The 15,951-nt window shown below is 46.4% G+C and carries 20 protein-coding genes and 1 pseudogene; 12 read left to right on the forward strand and 9 right to left on the reverse strand.

Going from position 1 to position 15,951, the window contains the following annotated elements; all coding sequences use genetic code 11:
- Positions 1-90 precede the first annotated feature (90 nt).
- From nifU to HGR01_RS27145, 9 genes and pseudogenes are all read left to right on the forward strand, one after another.
- Positions 91-1,008 (forward strand): Fe-S cluster assembly protein NifU, encoded by a 918-nt coding sequence (gene nifU / locus HGR01_RS27105; RefSeq protein ID WP_045868980.1) that lies wholly within the window; start codon positions 91-93, stop codon positions 1,006-1,008.
- Positions 1,009-1,197: 189 nt separating this feature from the next.
- Positions 1,198-1,554, forward strand: coding sequence for a group I truncated hemoglobin (locus tag HGR01_RS27110; RefSeq protein ID WP_045868725.1), 357 nt, complete (start codon positions 1,198-1,200; stop codon positions 1,552-1,554).
- 392 nt (positions 1,555-1,946) lie between these two features.
- Entirely contained in the window at positions 1,947-2,837 is an 891-nt protein-coding gene (gene nifH / locus HGR01_RS27115; protein ID WP_045868724.1) for a nitrogenase iron protein, read from the forward strand.
- A gap of 151 nt (positions 2,838-2,988) precedes the next feature.
- A pseudogene (locus HGR01_RS27120) lies at positions 2,989-3,786 on the forward strand (nitrogenase component 1); the annotation flags it as partial.
- Positions 3,787-3,846: 60 nt separating this feature from the next.
- Positions 3,847-4,251: a ribonuclease HI family protein gene (locus HGR01_RS27125; RefSeq protein WP_045868723.1), complete on the forward strand. Its 405-nt coding sequence runs from the start codon at positions 3,847-3,849 to the stop codon at positions 4,249-4,251.
- Positions 4,252-4,328: 77 nt separating this feature from the next.
- Positions 4,329-4,895 carry a hypothetical protein gene (locus HGR01_RS27130; RefSeq protein WP_168160940.1) on the forward strand — a complete coding sequence of 189 codons (567 nt, stop codon included), beginning with the start codon at positions 4,329-4,331 and terminating at the stop codon, positions 4,893-4,895.
- Positions 4,892-5,311, forward strand: a complete 420-nt coding sequence (locus HGR01_RS27135; protein WP_045868721.1) for a hypothetical protein — start codon at positions 4,892-4,894, stop codon at positions 5,309-5,311. Before HGR01_RS27130 ends, HGR01_RS27135 begins: the two co-directional genes overlap by 4 nt.
- A gap of 124 nt (positions 5,312-5,435) precedes the next feature.
- Positions 5,436-5,975: a GIY-YIG nuclease family protein gene (locus HGR01_RS27140; protein ID WP_045868720.1), complete on the forward strand. Its 540-nt coding sequence runs from the start codon at positions 5,436-5,438 to the stop codon at positions 5,973-5,975.
- A gap of 28 nt (positions 5,976-6,003) precedes the next feature.
- Positions 6,004-6,186: a hypothetical protein gene (locus tag HGR01_RS27145; protein ID WP_045868719.1), complete on the forward strand. Its 183-nt coding sequence runs from the start codon at positions 6,004-6,006 to the stop codon at positions 6,184-6,186.
- 2,310 nt (positions 6,187-8,496) lie between these two features.
- Here HGR01_RS27145 and HGR01_RS27150 read toward each other — a convergent pair.
- Positions 8,497-8,862: a hypothetical protein gene (locus tag HGR01_RS27150; RefSeq protein ID WP_045868718.1), complete on the reverse strand. Its 366-nt coding sequence runs from the start codon at positions 8,860-8,862 to the stop codon at positions 8,497-8,499.
- Between the two features lie 843 nt (positions 8,863-9,705).
- Here HGR01_RS27150 and HGR01_RS27155 point away from each other — a divergent pair.
- Positions 9,706-10,263 carry a hypothetical protein gene (locus tag HGR01_RS27155; protein WP_045868717.1) on the forward strand — a complete coding sequence of 186 codons (558 nt, stop codon included), beginning with the start codon at positions 9,706-9,708 and terminating at the stop codon, positions 10,261-10,263.
- A 274-nt stretch (positions 10,264-10,537) separates the two neighbouring features.
- Here HGR01_RS27155 and HGR01_RS27160 read toward each other — a convergent pair whose 3' ends face one another.
- The 8 genes from HGR01_RS27160 to HGR01_RS27195 all read right to left on the reverse strand — a co-directional run bounded on the left by HGR01_RS27160 (position 10,538) and on the right by HGR01_RS27195 (position 14,800).
- Complete coding sequence (locus HGR01_RS27160; protein ID WP_045868716.1) at positions 10,538-10,729, reverse strand: hypothetical protein; 192 nt, start codon at positions 10,727-10,729, stop codon at positions 10,538-10,540.
- 357 nt (positions 10,730-11,086) lie between these two features.
- Positions 11,087-11,293, reverse strand: coding sequence for a hypothetical protein (locus tag HGR01_RS27165; protein WP_045868715.1), 207 nt, complete (start codon positions 11,291-11,293; stop codon positions 11,087-11,089).
- A gap of 37 nt (positions 11,294-11,330) precedes the next feature.
- Positions 11,331-12,689 (reverse strand): hypothetical protein, encoded by a 1,359-nt coding sequence (locus tag HGR01_RS27170; protein WP_045868714.1) that lies wholly within the window; start codon positions 12,687-12,689, stop codon positions 11,331-11,333.
- Positions 12,690-12,731: 42 nt separating this feature from the next.
- Positions 12,732-13,391, reverse strand: coding sequence for a hypothetical protein (locus HGR01_RS27175; protein WP_155539045.1), 660 nt, complete (start codon positions 13,389-13,391; stop codon positions 12,732-12,734).
- 8 nt (positions 13,392-13,399) lie between these two features.
- Positions 13,400-13,882 carry a hypothetical protein gene (locus HGR01_RS27180; RefSeq protein ID WP_045868712.1) on the reverse strand — a complete coding sequence of 161 codons (483 nt, stop codon included), beginning with the start codon at positions 13,880-13,882 and terminating at the stop codon, positions 13,400-13,402.
- Between the two features lie 4 nt (positions 13,883-13,886).
- The gene (locus HGR01_RS27185; protein ID WP_045868711.1) at positions 13,887-14,465 is read right to left on the reverse strand and encodes a hypothetical protein; all 579 of its coding nucleotides are present in this window, start codon (positions 14,463-14,465) and stop codon (positions 13,887-13,889) included.
- Positions 14,437-14,676, reverse strand: a complete 240-nt coding sequence (locus tag HGR01_RS27190; RefSeq protein ID WP_155539043.1) for a hypothetical protein — start codon at positions 14,674-14,676, stop codon at positions 14,437-14,439. Before HGR01_RS27190 ends, HGR01_RS27185 begins: the two co-directional genes overlap by 29 nt.
- Positions 14,651-14,800: an HTH domain-containing protein gene (locus tag HGR01_RS27195; RefSeq protein ID WP_155539041.1), complete on the reverse strand. Its 150-nt coding sequence runs from the start codon at positions 14,798-14,800 to the stop codon at positions 14,651-14,653. Before HGR01_RS27195 ends, HGR01_RS27190 begins: the two co-directional genes overlap by 26 nt.
- A 653-nt stretch (positions 14,801-15,453) precedes the next feature.
- Between HGR01_RS27195 and HGR01_RS27200 the strand changes: the two genes are divergently transcribed.
- On the forward strand, positions 15,454-15,663 hold the full coding sequence (locus HGR01_RS27200) for a ribbon-helix-helix domain-containing protein (RefSeq protein WP_045868710.1): 210 nt from the start codon (positions 15,454-15,456) through the stop codon (positions 15,661-15,663).
- A gap of 80 nt (positions 15,664-15,743) precedes the next feature.
- The gene (locus HGR01_RS27205; RefSeq protein WP_045868709.1) at positions 15,744-15,929 is read left to right on the forward strand and encodes a hypothetical protein; all 186 of its coding nucleotides are present in this window, start codon (positions 15,744-15,746) and stop codon (positions 15,927-15,929) included.
- The last annotated feature ends 22 nt before the right edge of the window (positions 15,930-15,951 follow it).

A 15,951-nucleotide genomic window follows, 5' to 3' on the forward strand; every position in this document is an offset into this window, starting at 1 on the left:
CTCCCAATGCCCAATCCCCATGCCCAATCCCCAATTACCCATTCCCCAATACCCAATACCCAATCCAAATTCGCAAATCTAAAATCGGCCATGTGGGACTACACAGATAAAGTATTAGAATTGTTTTACAATCCCAAAAATCAGGGAGTTATCGAAGAAGTTGAGCAAGCTGGAGTAAAAGTAGCGACTGGGGAAGTAGGTAGCATTGCTTGCGGTGATGCTTTGAGACTACACCTGAAAGTTGAAGTCGCCAGCGATAAGATTCTTGATGCACGCTTTCAAACTTTTGGCTGCACAAGTGCGATCGCATCTTCCAGTGCTTTAACCGAAATGATTAAGGGCTTAACCTTAGATGAAGCCTTAAATGTCTCCAATAAAGATATTGCAGATTACTTGGGTGGATTGCCAGAGGCAAAGATGCATTGCTCTGTGATGGGGCAAGAAGCGCTAGAAGCCGCTATTTATAATTATCGCGGCATTGCGCGAGATGTTCATGATGACGATGATGAAGGAGCGCTAATTTGTAGCTGTTTTGGCATCAGCGAATCCAAGATTCGGCGCGTGATTCGGGAAAATAACCTCACTGATGCAGAACAAGTAACAAATTATGTAAAAGCTGGTGGCGGATGCGGTTCCTGTTTAGCGAATATTGATGATATTATTAAAGAAGTTCAGCAAGAAGCCGCTACACCTGCAATCAACAACTACGGCGTGAAAGTTGCAACCGATATTGCTACTGGTAAACAATCACAACTCGGACTCACAAATGTGCAGAAAATTGCACTGATTCAAAAAGTCTTAGACGAAGAAGTCAGACCAGTTTTGATTGCTGATGGCGGAGATGTTGAACTTTATGATGTAGATGGCGATCGCGTCAAGGTTCTGCTTCAAGGAGCTTGTGGTTCTTGTTCTAGCAGTACAGCAACTCTCAAGATTGCTATAGAAGCCAGATTGCAAGATCGTGTCAGCAAGAACCTGATAGTTGAAGCCGTCGAGCCATTCCTCTAAAAATTACGCACTGCTCAAATACACCTATTGTGCATCAGCTAAGACACAGAAAGTAGGATTTGACATCAATAGTTCGCTTCGCATCAATGAATTCAGTCCTACCGACAACAGACAGCTAAAGCACATAGGCAAGTATACAACGCCTAATTGCGAATTCCATAATCCAACTCGCTTCAAAGGAATGAGGATATGAGCGCACTGTACGAAAAGATTGGTGGACAAGCAACTCTCGATAAAGTAGTTGCAGATTTGCACAAACGCATTCAAGCAGACAGCAGTGTGAATACATTCTTCGCTAAGACAGATATGGCGAAGCAACGTGGTCACTTTGTTGCTTTCGTAGCTCAGTTACTGGAAGGGCCAAAGCAATATGCAGGTCGTCCAATGGATAAAACCCACACAGGTATGAATATCCAGCCCCAACACTTCGATGTAGTTGCTAAACACCTCAGTGATGCAATGGCTGCAAACGGAGTATCTGCTGATGATATTAGCGCTGCAATGGCTCGTGTCTCAAATGTCAAAGCCGCTATTTTGAATAAGTAATAGGACTCTCAAGTTGATTGTTGACGAAGACATCAAATGAAGTATGAAATGTTAGCCTTTATTCTTTAACCTTCATCCTTCACAGTCCAGTCCTACCAGGTGTTTATCTCTGACTCACAAGTATTTGAAAAGTGCGTAATTACCTTTGTTAATAGTCATTTTTCATGGCTATTAACAAAGAATAAAAGAAAAAAAATTTAATTTGACCGAGGAACGATCAATGTCTGTACTACCGATAGTTTTTGCTGTGGAGCGATCGCCTCCGGCTGGTAATCAATACCAATGTCTCTGGCGACGTTCTACACAAACTCACTCTGAGCATCAACAGGTGTGAGACCCAACGCAAAAAAGCAAAAGACCCACCAACCAACCAATTGCAGGAAACACGAACCATGACTGACGAAAACATTAGACAGATAGCTTTCTACGGTAAAGGCGGTATCGGTAAGTCTACCACCTCCCAAAACACCCTAGCAGCTATGGCAGAAATGGGTCAACGCATCATGATTGTAGGTTGCGACCCTAAAGCTGACTCCACCCGTTTGATGCTCCACGCTAAAGCTCAAACCACAGTTCTTCACTTGGCTGCTGAACGCGGTGCAGTAGAAGACTTGGAACTCGAAGAAGTAATGTTGACCGGTTTCCGTGGCGTTAAGTGCGTAGAATCTGGTGGTCCAGAACCCGGTGTAGGTTGTGCTGGTCGTGGTATCATCACCGCTATTAACTTCTTGGAAGAAAACGGTGCTTACACAGACCTAGACTTCGTATCTTACGACGTATTAGGTGACGTTGTGTGCGGTGGTTTTGCTATGCCTATTCGTGAAGGTAAAGCACAAGAAATCTACATCGTTACCTCTGGTGAAATGATGGCGATGTATGCTGCTAACAACATCGCTCGTGGTATTTTGAAATATGCTCACTCCGGTGGTGTGCGTTTAGGTGGTTTGATTTGTAACAGCCGTAAAACTGACCGGGAACACGAACTCATCGAAACCTTGGCAAAACGGTTGAACACCCAAATGATTCACTTCGTACCTCGCGACAACATCGTTCAACACGCAGAATTGCGTCGGATGACTGTTAACGAGTACGCTCCTGACAGCAACCAATCTCAAGAATACCGCGCATTAGCTAAGAAGATCATCAACAACGACAAACTCACCATTCCAACACCAATTGAAATGGATGAATTAGAAGCACTGTTGATCGAATACGGTATCCTCGACGACGATTCTAAGCACGCAGATATCATCGGTAAGCCTGCAGAAGCTTCCGCTAAGTAAGCAAAGTTTTAGGAAAAGGGAACATCTACATCAATTCCCTTTTACCTTTGATCTAATTTTTATCCCCCACGGGGACGCAGAGTCCCCAACCCCATAGGGGAAATCCCCTACCCTAAATATCCCGGTTCCTTAGGAGCAAGAGAGACTAGAAATGACTCCTCCAGAAAACAAGAATATCGTTGACGAAAGAAAAGAACTAATTAAAGAAGTTCTCCAAGCCTATCCCGAAAAAGCAGCTAAAAAACGGGAAAAGCACTTAAATGTATACGAAGAAGGCAAGTCTGACTGCGGCGTTAAGTCTAACATCAAATCTCTACCTGGTGTAATGACCGCTCGTGGTTGTGCTTATGCAGGTTCAAAAGGTGTGGTTTGGGGCCCTATTAAGGACATGATCCATATCAGCCACGGGCCTGTAGGTTGCGGTTACTGGTCTTGGTCTGGTCGTCGTAACTACTACATTGGTACAACTGGTGTTGACACCTTTGGTACCATGCACTTTACCTCCGACTTCCAAGAAAGAGACATCGTTTTCGGTGGTGACAAGAAACTCTTAAAGCTGATTCAAGAACTCGAAGTACTTTTCCCCCTCAGCCGTGGTGTTTCTATTCAATCTGAATGTCCCATCGGTTTGATTGGGGATGACATCGAAGCCGTAGCTAAGAAAGCAGCTAAAGAAATCAACAAGCCTGTTATTCCTGTACGTTGCGAAGGCTTCCGTGGTGTTTCTCAGTCCTTGGGTCACCACATCGCTAACGACCAAATCCGTGACTGGGTATTCCCCAGAGCCGACCAAGCTAAGAAAGACGGTACACTGCCTTTCGACTCTACTCCTTATGACGTAGCTATTATTGGTGACTACAACATCGGTGGTGATGCTTGGGCTAGCCGGATTCTATTAGAAGAATTAGGCTTACGTGTAGTTGCTCAGTGGTCTGGCGAGGACGCGGTATGATTAACAAAATTTTTTCAGTTACCGTAACGTTATAGTGACTGAGAATTAAAGACCGCAATGGATCAAGAAACCGCGATTATTCACTTTGATGGCGGCGCTGTACCCAACCCTGGCAAAGCTGCCGCCGCCGCGATTATTCAATGGCAAGGACAAACCCATACATTTTCCGAGTTTTTAGGCGATCGCATTACTAACAGTGTCGCGGAATACAACGGGCTACTTCTTGGACTGAAGGAAGCAAAAAAGCTGGGCATAGAGCAGATCAAAATATGTGGGGATTCGCGCCTGGTGATCAATCAAGTCCTTGGCGCTTGGAAAGTGACCGTGGAGCATTTGAAGCCCTTGCATTTTGAGGCGACAGTGCTTTTGGCAGAATTTACCAAGAGTCAGCTTTTCTGGGTTCCACGCTCAGAGAACACCGCCGCCGATGCCGCCGCGACAAAGTGCATCAAAGCCAACTAGCTGGGCATCTTCACGGCGATCGCTCGTACCCTCAAAACTCCCCGATAATGGAGGAGGAAGCTTCCAATCCAACAAACATGACCAAAACCAAAGAGCAAACGCTGACCGAGGAGATTGCGCGCCTCTGCCAGCAAATAGCTGCAACCCAATCCCAAATCCAACAACTCGAAAAAATCCCCGTACTTACCGCCACTGACACAGAAAGCGCCCTAAAACAGGTTGCAGCCGAACGGCTAGCCCTACAGCGCCGAGAGGATTTACAAAGGGTATTAACGGCGCTACAGGGGCAACTGAAGGAACGCACGGCGGAGTTAGAGACATTACAACATGGCAGCGCCTTGGCAGAAGCCAGGGGAAGAATAGCGGCGGCTAGAACGCGCATGGAGGCGATCGCCGCCGAGATGGAGAGTATCAGGCTAAGGCAGCAGGAATTGATCAAGGATGCCGCAGAATTAAGCGCTAGTGTGGATGCGGATTTTGCCATTGTCCAGCCTCCCAGGTATCTATTAGGCAACCAATGGATTGATCGCCCGCCCTTACGGATGCTAGTGGTGGCGGATTCAAGATATGCCCCAACCACGCCCGTGATTGTTGAGATAAATGGTAAGCCTGGTCAATTCGCATTCGGAGGTAGAGCAGTATGAGGTCAACCCTGGAACTAGAACAGTTGATCAAGCAAAACAGAACCGCGATTGACCAAGAATCCAGCGCTCTGACTGCGCTCCAAACGCAGAAGCAGGCATTACAAGAGAAATTGGAATGGTGGCGCACGGAGTCAGGGTATAACGCTGGCGATCGCTATTTTGCGACACGCTACGCATCCAGAGTCGGGGGTGATGGTTTACCCGCCACGCGACCACCTGAGATGGATGCGATCGCCTCTCAGATTGCCGAGGTGGATGGGAAGATTGCGGAGGCTAATAGAAGACTCTCTGGACTGGGCTTTGATTTACAGGACTTTGAGGCGGAATTAAATCAAAAAATGACTTGGGATGGGGATAGCTTGGGTAGTCGTGTGCTTCAAAAAAACGGGTATAACGCCGCCAGCTTCCAAAAGTGAGATAGTTGCATTGCAGAATTCCTCAGCCCATGCGCTACTCGTGTGTGGGCTTTATTTTTCGTTACAACTCCTTGCATAGAGGCTGTGAGCGCCTGCAAAATAAGCCTATTTAGGAATATCTGCAATGCTTAAGTCCTGCTGCTTTAAAAGCGAGAGGGGAATTATTGAACTATTGCCCAATGCGCCAGCGCTGTACCTCATTAGCGACAAAGGAAATCTTCAATATATAGGGCTGACCAAAGAGCTTAGTAGGCGGATCTACGAACACAATTGGCGTGGTTCCGTTCCCATCAGGAAAACCTCGCTTGTGCATTGGTTGGAGGGATGCCACGATCACAACCTAGAAAAATTCTTGATCTACTCCATTCGCCCAGGTTATAACCTCGGCAGGCACAATGATCGCAACAGAGAGGTTTGCCTGTGGGAGATTTTAGATGGCATCCCAACGCAATATGAAGGCTATTATTTAGACCGCATAGATTTCGCCTGGAGCCTTCTAGACAGCGAGGATGATCAGTTGATGTGCAAAGCCGCCAATGGCATCGCTTACTACTACGATGCCCTCTGCTTGTACTTCCCCGAATATCGCTACATTCGCGCCAAATGGGAGAACGCCCGCCAACAGATTCTCAAGCTCTATAGCGGGCGTGTAGCCGCCGCATAATGGAAGAAACACAAGCTGGTTAACCATCATGAATGATGAACTACATATAGGCAGGGAAGGCGCGGCGGAAATCCAACGCGAAATCGCCAAGCAGCAGAAGGAAATTGATGCCCAGGCGCAAAGCATCAACCCAACCACCCATGTGAAACCTATCAATTGGGGTCGGCGCTCAATGATTAGGGGCGCAAGCGGGCACGGGGGTATGATTTAAAGTAGTACTTCTTTTACTAGCCGATGAGCCAGCGCCAGGTGTGTTGGCTCATTTTTGTTGTGAGTATTTGTACCTTTTTCTTACTTTTAAGAAACAAAGTAAGAAAAAAGTAAGAAACGCGCATTTCTTACTTTGTAAAACCTATATAGGGTGCGGATTTCAAGAGCCAATGCTACGCAACATTCTTGCGCGGTCGTACCTCTGTAGTAAAGATTTTCAGTACAACTCTATTAACTTATTTATCCTACGCTTGACAGGTTTTAGTAGCCTATTCTACTCTGTTGTCTAACTTGTAAAAAGTTGGCATATCGAAGCGAGGTCAAAAACCTGGCGTATACGCCAAAATCGTCAGAACCTAGACAAATCAATAGTTACAGCTTTTTAGCTATTAGGGATATTAGGAATTAGTTTCAATAACGGAGCCTGAAAAAGACCTAAATTTTCGACCCGTCAAATTCCTCCCTGAAACACTTGCTCTGTCATGGTTTCAATATGGCAGGGTTTCCGCTAACACTTCCCCCGCAAGGGGATTGAAACATTTCATTTCTGCCATGTCCAACACTCACCCACACGGTTTCCGCTAACACTTCCCCCGCAAGGGGATTGAAACATTCCATAAGAGATTTTCTTTTGATTGGCTCTAGGTTTCCGCTAACACTTCCCCCGTAAGGGGATTGAAACATTGCAAGATGATCGCCTATTACCATTTGATCGCCTGGTTTCCGCTAACACTTCCCCCGCAAGGGGATTGAAACTTTAACTTTGGCGATCGCTTGGTTACGCACATACCCAGTTTCCGCTAACACTTCCCCCGCAAGGGGATTGAAACTTTTGCTTAATCTCCAGCCTGTTACCCATCCACTTTAGTTGCTGCTAACACTTACCCCGCAAGGGGATTGAAACGCCAGTGTGGTTGTCTCGCCTAAAATGTGAGATGCGTTGCTGCTAACACTTTCCCCGAAAGGGGATTGAAACTTCTTGACTTCTACACCTGCTGTATACATCTCGCAAGGCACTGTTGCCACTAACGCTTACCCCGCAAGGGGATTGAAACTAACCATATTCCCCAGGCTCATTCTTGGGGTCGATAGTTTCCGCTAACACTTGCCCCGAAAGGGGATGGAAACAGTACAATCATTTGTACAGCATTAGCTGCATTATCACCTTTCCAAACACCTTGCCCCGAAAGGGGATGGAAACTTAGCAGCATTTTTGGCAACCTGAGCAACGTATGCAGGTTTCCGCTCATACTTACCCCATAAGGGGATTAATAGGCGATCGCCGCCAAGGGCATCGCACCGTAAACGGAAAACCCGATTGAGTTAAAGCCAGGGCGCTAGTATTGACCCTGGCAGTTTTCGATTATGGACAAGCGAGATCAGTCGCCGTAACGTTACAGTGACTCAAATCTCGCCTGCCACAAACGAAAAACTTTAATGCAACTGGGGGATGGGCATTGGGTGTTGGGTGATGAGCTTGGTAATAAAATTAACTCTTTCCCATGCTTCGATACTGATTATGGGAATCCCCATAATGCTCTGCGATGGAGCAAGCGCCCCAGTTGCTCACACTTCCATCACGGTTAGCTCGCCCTGGCAAATCCTCGTGCCTGCCCTTTGTGGCGCTGCACAAGGGGTGCGGCGTACTTGTAGCCCTTATCTATCAGGCGCGCATCCCTCGCCCGCTTAAAGGCGAATGTCGCCGCCTTTGCCATCAAATCTACCGCTATGGCGATCGCAACCAGGGCGCAAACACCAATGATTGCTGGGCTGGCGGGCGCGGCTTCATTGTCTACAGCTGCGGGCGCTTCCTCAATACTGGGTAAGTTGCAGTAAAAGCCCTCTGGGGCGGCGTTCTCGGTGTTTGCGTTCGCCTGGGGAAACTAACTGATATGTGGAATGAATATCAAAGCCAACCATCCCCACAACAAGAAACAACGCCCCAGTCGCCCCTGGCTTCGTTTTTAACGCGCTGTGGAGACAAGTTGAGGAATCATCCTCTCACACAATTACACGCCCGAACAGCTAGGTTTAATCGCGGATATTTGGGATGCGGCTGACGGCAGGGAAGAACTAACAATACTCATGCTTAAGGGCGAGGGGTTAATCAATGCGATTTGACACCAAATGTCAAATCGACCTGGGGTATTGCCGAAATGGGTGATACCCCTCGCCCCACGCCCCTCGTTACCGTAAAGTTACGCTAACCACCCCTGGACAACCGCGCTTACGTCCGCGCCCGTGTTCAGCCGCCAATCGCCAGTGTTAACGTAGTTGAGCGCGTAGGTGTCCAGCGTTGCGGTTGAAACCGTTATGATGCCAGCCATTCATCAATATCGAGGTCTGACACCTCATGGCGACTTTTCAACGCATCCCACGCCAAATCCAAGCTTACAGTGTACTCTTCCTCTACTGCTTGCTTGCCTCTCAGCGCCTCTATTTCAGCCTTTAGCGCCTCTATTTCTAGCTGTGCGTCCATCAGGTCAATTTGGCATTCTACGCAGTTTGAGGGCTGTTTGTTGCCCGCGTTGTCTATCAGGTAATCCAGCGCCTTCTGCCTGCTGCCAAGCCGAGAGGCGATCGCATCAAGCTTGGTCAACCTGTCCTTCGATACCCGCACCTTGGCACATTTCTCCTCAAATCTTGCGTTGCATTCCTTTTTAGCTTCTGTATTCATAATCACTTTAAATATCCTGTTGCTGCTTACTATATTGTACCGCCCCCGGTACAAAACAACACCTCCTGCAAGCTGAAACGCCCATGCAATAACACTTCTGTTTGCATGGGCGTTTCATGAGTCATAAGTATATGAAACAACTAAATAGTATCAGTAGCCTCGTGATCGTAACTTTACGGCAACGAGGGGCGATGGGCTTTGCCCGCGCTTGGGCGATAGGGAAGCGCTGCCGCTTTCAGCAGATCGCATCAACCAACAAGAGCAAACAATATCGCTAAACATTATCCTTTGTTCATGGGAAAACTTGCATCAAATTCAAAATTAGGAGGGCAATTTCACACAGTCTTTACATCTAGATACTCTAGATTCTCTAGAGTATCGCTATAATTTGTTGGTGGTTTAATTCGATACCTGAATTCAGTCTATTAATCTAGTATTTTTACTTATTGAGTTGAGTAGCGCTATCTTAACTTGTCACAATGACTAGCAGTTCATTTGCACATTTCAAAATCAAAGGAGGTCTTAAACTTGTCTGATTTAATTCATTTGCCCAGACACTTATTAGACAAAGTAATTAATTGTAGAAGACGATCACGAGAGATTGGGCTTCTAAACGCCCTATAGGATTCACTGCTAAAGAAATTTTTGAAACAGTTTTGATGATTTTTTTTATTTGCAGTAAACAAATAAAGAACGATTGTTCTATTCAATTAGAAGCATAAACGTGCAAAAAGGGCAATATTATGGTTCCACTGACAACCAATACTTAAGCGCCTATCTTGCCCCTGGTAACAGCTTCGCTATATCCACCACTTTTTTGTAGAAAATGAGGTTGATTTCAACATGAGCGGTCTTTTTGAAGAAATAGCAAAGGGAATGGCAAAGCAACTACTCCCTACAGCCCTTATAAACTTGGAACGTTTTGTAGTAGAGAGGAACAAAAACAGAGAACGAGAGATACGAGAACGAGAGATACGAGAAAGTCGCAGTATAGTACAAGAAACAGCTAGAAAAGAGGCAATAGAGGCAATAAAAAAACAGGGACGTGGAACAGGATACTATAGCGCAATTATTGAGATAACTGATAATGGTAAAATTACTCATAACCAAACATTCTTTTTACCAACTACATATTTCGCACAAGAGATGGTTTACTATAAGGTTGAAATTTATTTAAGTAAATATAATAGATGGATTTGGGACTTTTATTATGACACCACAAAATCTTCAACTCTTATAAATGATTATATGAAATTGGCATCATATAGCAGTTTGGTTATCAGTCATTTTGAGGAAACACAAGACAAAAGTTCATCAGTAAAAAGCTTTCTAAAACGCTCCCGGTTAAATTCGCTTGAGCCATCAGAGTTATTAACACACATACAACACAAATTGCCATAAATATTTTTTTCAAGTTCAAATTCTTAACTCATTACGGTATTGAGCATTGAGCAAGGGCGACTGGGAAGCGATCGCCCTTGCTCAATGCTTGCAGGATGCTTGCGCCAACTGTTTCTCTCTACTTCTTAAAGGCAACATTTGCCGGACTAGTCACCGTAACGTTACGGTGACTAGACAACCGCGCTGCGGCTGCGATGGTGTAAGCAGAGGTGTCCAGTACATAAGCCAAAACCCCGCCTAGAGACACATCTAGGTGGGGTTTGTTGTTAGAGCGTTAAACGTTATTCAAGATGTCCCAAACTGCGTCCTTCTTTTCGCCTTCGCTCAGGCTTGGGTCATTGACCACTTCAACTAACTTGTTGCCCGCCTCAACCTCAGCAGGTGTGTAATGTACTGGCGGGCTGAATTGGATGCTCAGATTGTCTTTATCGTCCCGATCGCTTGTGAATACTTGTTGCTGTGGCATAATTTCCTATGTTGTGTATACGTTTTGCGGCGTAGATGCATCCTGGGCGCGTCGCACTCTTGTCCAATCACTGCGACGCTTGCCCTTAAAACAAACTCATTTGAACAGCCTTCTCGCTCACGGTCGATACCTGCGATGCCCTATAGCCTGGGACTAGGTAACATTTGCGGAGGGTGTTTTTATTGAGAATTAGTTCAGCCTTCCGCCTTTGCCCTGACAGTGGGACAAACTTAAACCTGGGGTGATCAATGCGGGCGTAGGGGTCGGAGTATAGGTACTTGTACAAAAACCCATCTATTTGATAGACCGCCCCACCCTGTAGCCGTGTGGCTTCATAAATTGGCTCTAACTGTTGCATCATTCCCCCTCCAACAAGTAATTAGTTGCACTTTCCAGGGCGGCGATCGCGTCACCCAGAGTCACATCAGCGCCCGCGTTGCAGAGATGTCTGAATACTTGCGGATATTGGGCTTTGAAGTTTTGCAGCCGTTCTAAAATATCGTCCAATTCGTGCAATACTTCGCCGCAAGTTTGATCAATTTCCGTTGCTCGATTGATACCCATAATTGAATTCCTCGTTACCGTAACGTTACAGTGACGATCAAAGTGAAAACTTAGAGATGATTGCTTCATTCCGTCGTGCGATCGCTTCTTGTTTGATGCGGGCAATCACGGCGTTGAGTTGATTGTTGGGGATTTCTGGGTAAGCCGTTTTCAATGCCTCAATAATGTCGGTGGTTTGCGCCTCTTCTAGAGTTTGAAACACCTTCTCCACTTCGCTTTGTTGTACAGGCGCGTCCTGAATGACAGTTGGCGCTTGTGGCTCACTGATAAGAGTTTGACTGGCAGGTTTTACCCGTTGGTGCTTATCGCGGTTGTAGGCACTGTAATTGGGCAGTTCTGGCATAATTGCCCAGCGCCCGGAGGTTGGCGAGTAAAAGCAGCGTTCAACCGGAGAGGCTTGGCAAAGCGCCTCTAGTTCCTGGTGGTCAATCTTGCCGATGATTTTGGTGCGGCTCCATTGGCTAGCAGCCGTTGTGACCGACTGTTGCTTGACGACCGCAAAGACATTAAGTTGACTGCGGCTATTGTTGCTCATGCCTAAATCTGCGAGGTTGGGGAATTGAGCCAGCACCCAGCATGATTTCCCAAACCCGCCGCCTGTGGTCAACTGCTTGCTGACTACTTCTTTAAGGTAGTTATCCTTGCTTCTAGTGAATGCCTCGCCAATCAGGGTGGTTTCAGTGATGATAAGTAGCCATCGTTCGCCCTCTTTCCCTGCGACTGCCCTCCATTCCTCAAACACCTGTTTAAACCATGCGATCGCGCTCTCGTCTGTAGTTTCACCACACTGATGACTGCGGAAAATATCAGCCACGCCTTGATAGTATGGCGCTTCTGTTTGCAGCCCTTTGGGGTCGATAATGAATAGCTTAATTTCGCTTTGTTCCTGTCTAATCTCGCGGATGGCATTACTAACCAAGAAGTCTTTACCATCGCCGCCTATGCCCAAAATTAAGCAGTTTCGTGAGGCATACATAGCCAGTTGCTCTACTGGGTTGATGGCGATCGCCTGACTAGCCTTCACTAACTTTGCAGCATCGTTGGTTAGCTCATACTTCCCGTTTTGAAGTTGGGAAAGTTCAAGGGTGAACTGTTCTTCCCCAACCAGTGTCTTGTATTCCTCCAAGGACTCACCTTCTAGCTTTCCAGCGATGGGCATTTCACCAGAAAGCATCTTTAAGCGATCGCGCCCTCGTTGGAATTGGCTGGCAAGCGTCCCTCCGGAAATAGCGAGGGTTAAGAAACCACCCAGGAATGGGTTAAACATACTGCCGACTACGAAGCCCGCAATAACGCCACCTAATACGAGTGCCTCACCGCCTTCTTCTTGTGAATTTTCGAGCGCCGCCAGAATCAGTTCTTCGCGCTTAGTTAGTTCGTTATTTTCGTTAGTCATATTAGTTAAATGCCGCGCCTCATGGACGCGGCGTAATAGTGGTTAATCTTGCTGGGTGCGAGATGCTTTTTCAACATCTTGGAGCGCCCAGATGAGCTTAAGTAGAAATTCAACCCCGTAAACTGTGATGGCGAAAAGCAGAAGGTTTTGCCAATCAATCCTGTTCCACTGTCCAGTTAAAAACACCCCAAAGAAGTCGCCCACACTCGTTAAATCCTTGATAAATGGGTAGGCTATAAAGCAGATGAAGGCATCAAAAACATAGCTTAGGCTCTTAATAGCTTCTAGATGCGCGAGCGCCCAGATAAGCCCTTGACCCAGGCTTTTTTTGATTCGCTTAACTGTTCCTTTGTCTCCATCCTTGGGTGCGTATTTTTGACCACCAGACGAGGCTAGAAGCCCTTTTAAAATCCTGGGGCTGCGGTGGATGAGATTGGGAGCCAGTTCTAAGAACTGAACCAGGGCGTATGCGAATGCTCCGATGATATATGCGCTGACCAACCCCAGGGCTGCTGCCAGCCCTCCAAACCCTGGCAGCATTCTCAGAAACCCAAAGCCCGAATTGGGGTCGCCTGCCGAGGGTGCAAGAAACGAAGCTGCTAATTTTTGATAGGGCACGATATTGACATGAAGCGCCCCAATCAGGATGCCGCCCACAATGCAGAGCATCGTCCAGATTACCCAGCGGGCTGGTTTGAACATAGGTATTCTCATTGCTGCCCTCCCGCAACTGGCTGGGCGTAAAGACCGCCTCTATAACGCTTCATGCGGATTTGTACTGCGTTGCGATCGCCCGTAAAAGCGAAGGCGGTCGCTTTGCCTTGCTCATTAAGGATGGCTGTATTTCCGTAGGCATCACAGATTGTCGTGCCACGAACCAGAGGTGTGCCAGTATTGCGGTCAGTAACGATGGTATTGGGATTGATTGCTGGAAAGGTAATTTTTTGCTTACCTCCTCCGGCTACAATTAATTCACAAGCTTTGTAACGACTGTTTGCAATGACGGTCTGTTGCTTGCGGGAGGCTTCGGCGCGTTCTAATTCAGCACTAGTCACCATCTCTTGCTGATTAGCTGCCCGAAGCCTATTTAATGCGTCTAGGCTGTTTCCCATATTGCCGCCGCTCCCAATCAGCGAGGCGACTGTACCAAGGGCGCTCACTCCATAAATAATTGTTTTAGGTGTTAATTCCATGTGCTTAATCCTCTAAGAATGCTTTCCAGGGTTGTGAGTCGTTCGCTTCAGGTAAAAAGGCTCGCCAGGGCTGTGAGCCATTAACCTCGCTCTTTGCAGCCGCAATCATCTCTGAGATGTCCTGGCTTTGAACTTCAGGGATGCGGGCGTTGATGATGTTCTGGCTCTTGCTGGCGATCGCTTTATTGCGGATGATGCGGGCGATGGTTTGGTTGATTACCCCATCTGCGAGGTTTAAATCTGCGTTTTGCAGTGTTCTGATGAATGCGTCATCGCGGAGATGAATCAGCGCCTCAGCCTCGGACACGCCCTGACTAATGAAGGCTTCTACCAGTTGGTTAAATTTAGATTCTGGTAAGCCCTTATAGTCAATCTCTGCCTTGATTCCAGGGCTATTTGCTAGCTTGTCTCCAGCGTCGGGCAGGGCGGGAAGGTTGGGCTTGCAGGCAAGCTTGGCATCTAGCGCGGCGATTTGGTCGCTGGTTAGTTCGCCCTTGGGAACCTCACCAAATAACTCTTTGCAGGTTTCAATAACTGTTCTGTTGGGGATTCCCTTAGTGGTTCCGTATTGCTTCGTGTCCATTTGCAAAACTCTCCTGATACTTTAAATAACTTTCCTTTGTCACCCAGGCTTGGTTTGCTGCGGGCTTGATATATGCTTTCAGCGCATCCATCGTTAGCCCGCGCTTACGGCGGTAGGATATCAGCGCTTGAATTACCCAAGACTGGTATTCAGTCAATCCACTGCCGTTAGTAATTGGCTCGCCATCAAAGCTGGGGTAAATCTCGCTCAAAATCGAGAATGTACTCCGCCAGGTCTTTGTATTTGTAGATGGTCGTTCGTGATATCCCTATTTCTTCACTCAAAGCAGAAATAGAAATGTCACTTTTAATTGGCTCTAGGTCTAGAAGAATCATGTTTTTTACTGCGGGTTAACTCCTGTTAACTTGACATCCATTAACTTTCGCGGAACTAACACCTAACGCTCTCTTAACTCTGATAATCAGGCGTTGAACTCTACTTGCGAGTTACTTAACTTCACTTTGCAGCCAGTTAACAAGTATCGATGAATACAGTTAATGGCGTAAAAGTACTTTGTTAACTATCTGTCCTCACCTGTTTGTGAGTGTTAGCTATGCGTGCATTGCCAATTAGCAAGAAGCCTGAAAAATCAATAAAATAAGCTAGTTGTTTTTATTTATTTTTCACGTTTTACTAACTTCTGATTTACAACCAGTTGCCTCGCTAAACATTCGCTAATACTCACTTAACACTCAGCTGGCAGTGTTTTTATACACTAAGATTTTTCCGTAGTATTCAGTTTTCAAGGTGCAGTACCACTGAGAAAGCTTTGCAATAACTACTTAACTCGGTTAACAACCGCAGTTGCTTTGCTTGCCTTTCAGTTGGCGTTCGCTTAACACCCCTACAATATAACGAACGATGTAGAAAGCCGTCAACTATCTTCTATATATTTCTTGGAGAAAAATAGCTACAACTGTAGAAACCTTTCTATATATAGGCTAAAGTCAGAATAAATCTGTACAAGGCTCTATATAAGGCAATACTCATGGGCAAAGCTACCAACCCAAAGCCTCGGATGGCTTACGCTATTGATACCGAAAATAAAAACTTTCTTGACCAATGGGCTGAAGAAGAAGGGCGCTCCACGGCTAATTTAGTAGAACGCTTGCTCTTGGACGCGATCGCTAGAAAAAAGCAGGACAGTACCCTGAGAGTGGCATCGACTGGGAGCAATACGAGCGATCGCAAAACTTAAATGAAAATATACCTGATTTGTCATCACCAAATGGGAATGACTGTTATGATACTGGTAATGACGAAATAGGAGAATTAAGAATGCTGATCGAGAAACTACCACATATTAAGCGGACTGATTCGGGCGCGAAAATTGTTCAAACTTTTCTAAGCCCAGAAGAAAAAGAGCAGTTTGAATCCGTTTGTGAGGAATTGGGGTTAAAAATGACCCATGTTTTGAGATGTTTGGCGGTGCAGTTTGCCAATGGATGCAAAGTCAATGATTAACCCCAAGGACATCAACCTATTT

Source organism: Tolypothrix sp. PCC 7712 (assembly GCF_025860405.1).
GTDB lineage: Bacteria > Cyanobacteriota > Cyanobacteriia > Cyanobacteriales > Nostocaceae > Aulosira > Aulosira diplosiphon.

What these genes read in the sequence shown, in the direction of transcription:
- nifU (WP_045868980.1), top strand. Translation starts at nt 91, where the DNA reads ATGTGGGACTACACAGATAAAGTATTAGAATTGTTTTACAATCCCAAA.
- HGR01_RS27110 (WP_045868725.1), top strand. Translation starts at nt 1,198, where the DNA reads ATGAGCGCACTGTACGAAAAGATTGGTGGACAAGCAACTCTCGATAAA.
- nifH (WP_045868724.1), top strand. Translation starts at nt 1,947, where the DNA reads ATGACTGACGAAAACATTAGACAGATAGCTTTCTACGGTAAAGGCGGT.
- HGR01_RS27125 (WP_045868723.1), top strand. Translation starts at nt 3,847, where the DNA reads ATGGATCAAGAAACCGCGATTATTCACTTTGATGGCGGCGCTGTACCC.
- HGR01_RS27130 (WP_168160940.1), top strand. Translation starts at nt 4,329, where the DNA reads ATGACCAAAACCAAAGAGCAAACGCTGACCGAGGAGATTGCGCGCCTC.
- HGR01_RS27135 (WP_045868721.1), top strand. Translation starts at nt 4,892, where the DNA reads ATGAGGTCAACCCTGGAACTAGAACAGTTGATCAAGCAAAACAGAACC.
- HGR01_RS27140 (WP_045868720.1), top strand. Translation starts at nt 5,436, where the DNA reads ATGCTTAAGTCCTGCTGCTTTAAAAGCGAGAGGGGAATTATTGAACTA.
- HGR01_RS27145 (WP_045868719.1), top strand. Translation starts at nt 6,004, where the DNA reads ATGAATGATGAACTACATATAGGCAGGGAAGGCGCGGCGGAAATCCAA.
- HGR01_RS27150 (WP_045868718.1), bottom strand. Translation starts at nt 8,862, where the DNA reads ATGAATACAGAAGCTAAAAAGGAATGCAACGCAAGATTTGAGGAGAAA.
- HGR01_RS27155 (WP_045868717.1), top strand. Translation starts at nt 9,706, where the DNA reads ATGAGCGGTCTTTTTGAAGAAATAGCAAAGGGAATGGCAAAGCAACTA.
- HGR01_RS27160 (WP_045868716.1), bottom strand. Translation starts at nt 10,729, where the DNA reads ATGCCACAGCAACAAGTATTCACAAGCGATCGGGACGATAAAGACAAT.
- HGR01_RS27165 (WP_045868715.1), bottom strand. Translation starts at nt 11,293, where the DNA reads ATGGGTATCAATCGAGCAACGGAAATTGATCAAACTTGCGGCGAAGTA.
- HGR01_RS27170 (WP_045868714.1), bottom strand. Translation starts at nt 12,689, where the DNA reads ATGACTAACGAAAATAACGAACTAACTAAGCGCGAAGAACTGATTCTG.
- HGR01_RS27175 (WP_155539045.1), bottom strand. Translation starts at nt 13,391, where the DNA reads ATGTTCAAACCAGCCCGCTGGGTAATCTGGACGATGCTCTGCATTGTG.
- HGR01_RS27180 (WP_045868712.1), bottom strand. Translation starts at nt 13,882, where the DNA reads ATGGAATTAACACCTAAAACAATTATTTATGGAGTGAGCGCCCTTGGT.
- HGR01_RS27185 (WP_045868711.1), bottom strand. Translation starts at nt 14,465, where the DNA reads ATGGACACGAAGCAATACGGAACCACTAAGGGAATCCCCAACAGAACA.
- HGR01_RS27195 (WP_155539041.1), bottom strand. Translation starts at nt 14,800, where the DNA reads ATGATTCTTCTAGACCTAGAGCCAATTAAAAGTGACATTTCTATTTCT.
- HGR01_RS27200 (WP_045868710.1), top strand. Translation starts at nt 15,454, where the DNA reads ATGGGCAAAGCTACCAACCCAAAGCCTCGGATGGCTTACGCTATTGAT.
- HGR01_RS27205 (WP_045868709.1), top strand. Translation starts at nt 15,744, where the DNA reads ATGCTGATCGAGAAACTACCACATATTAAGCGGACTGATTCGGGCGCG.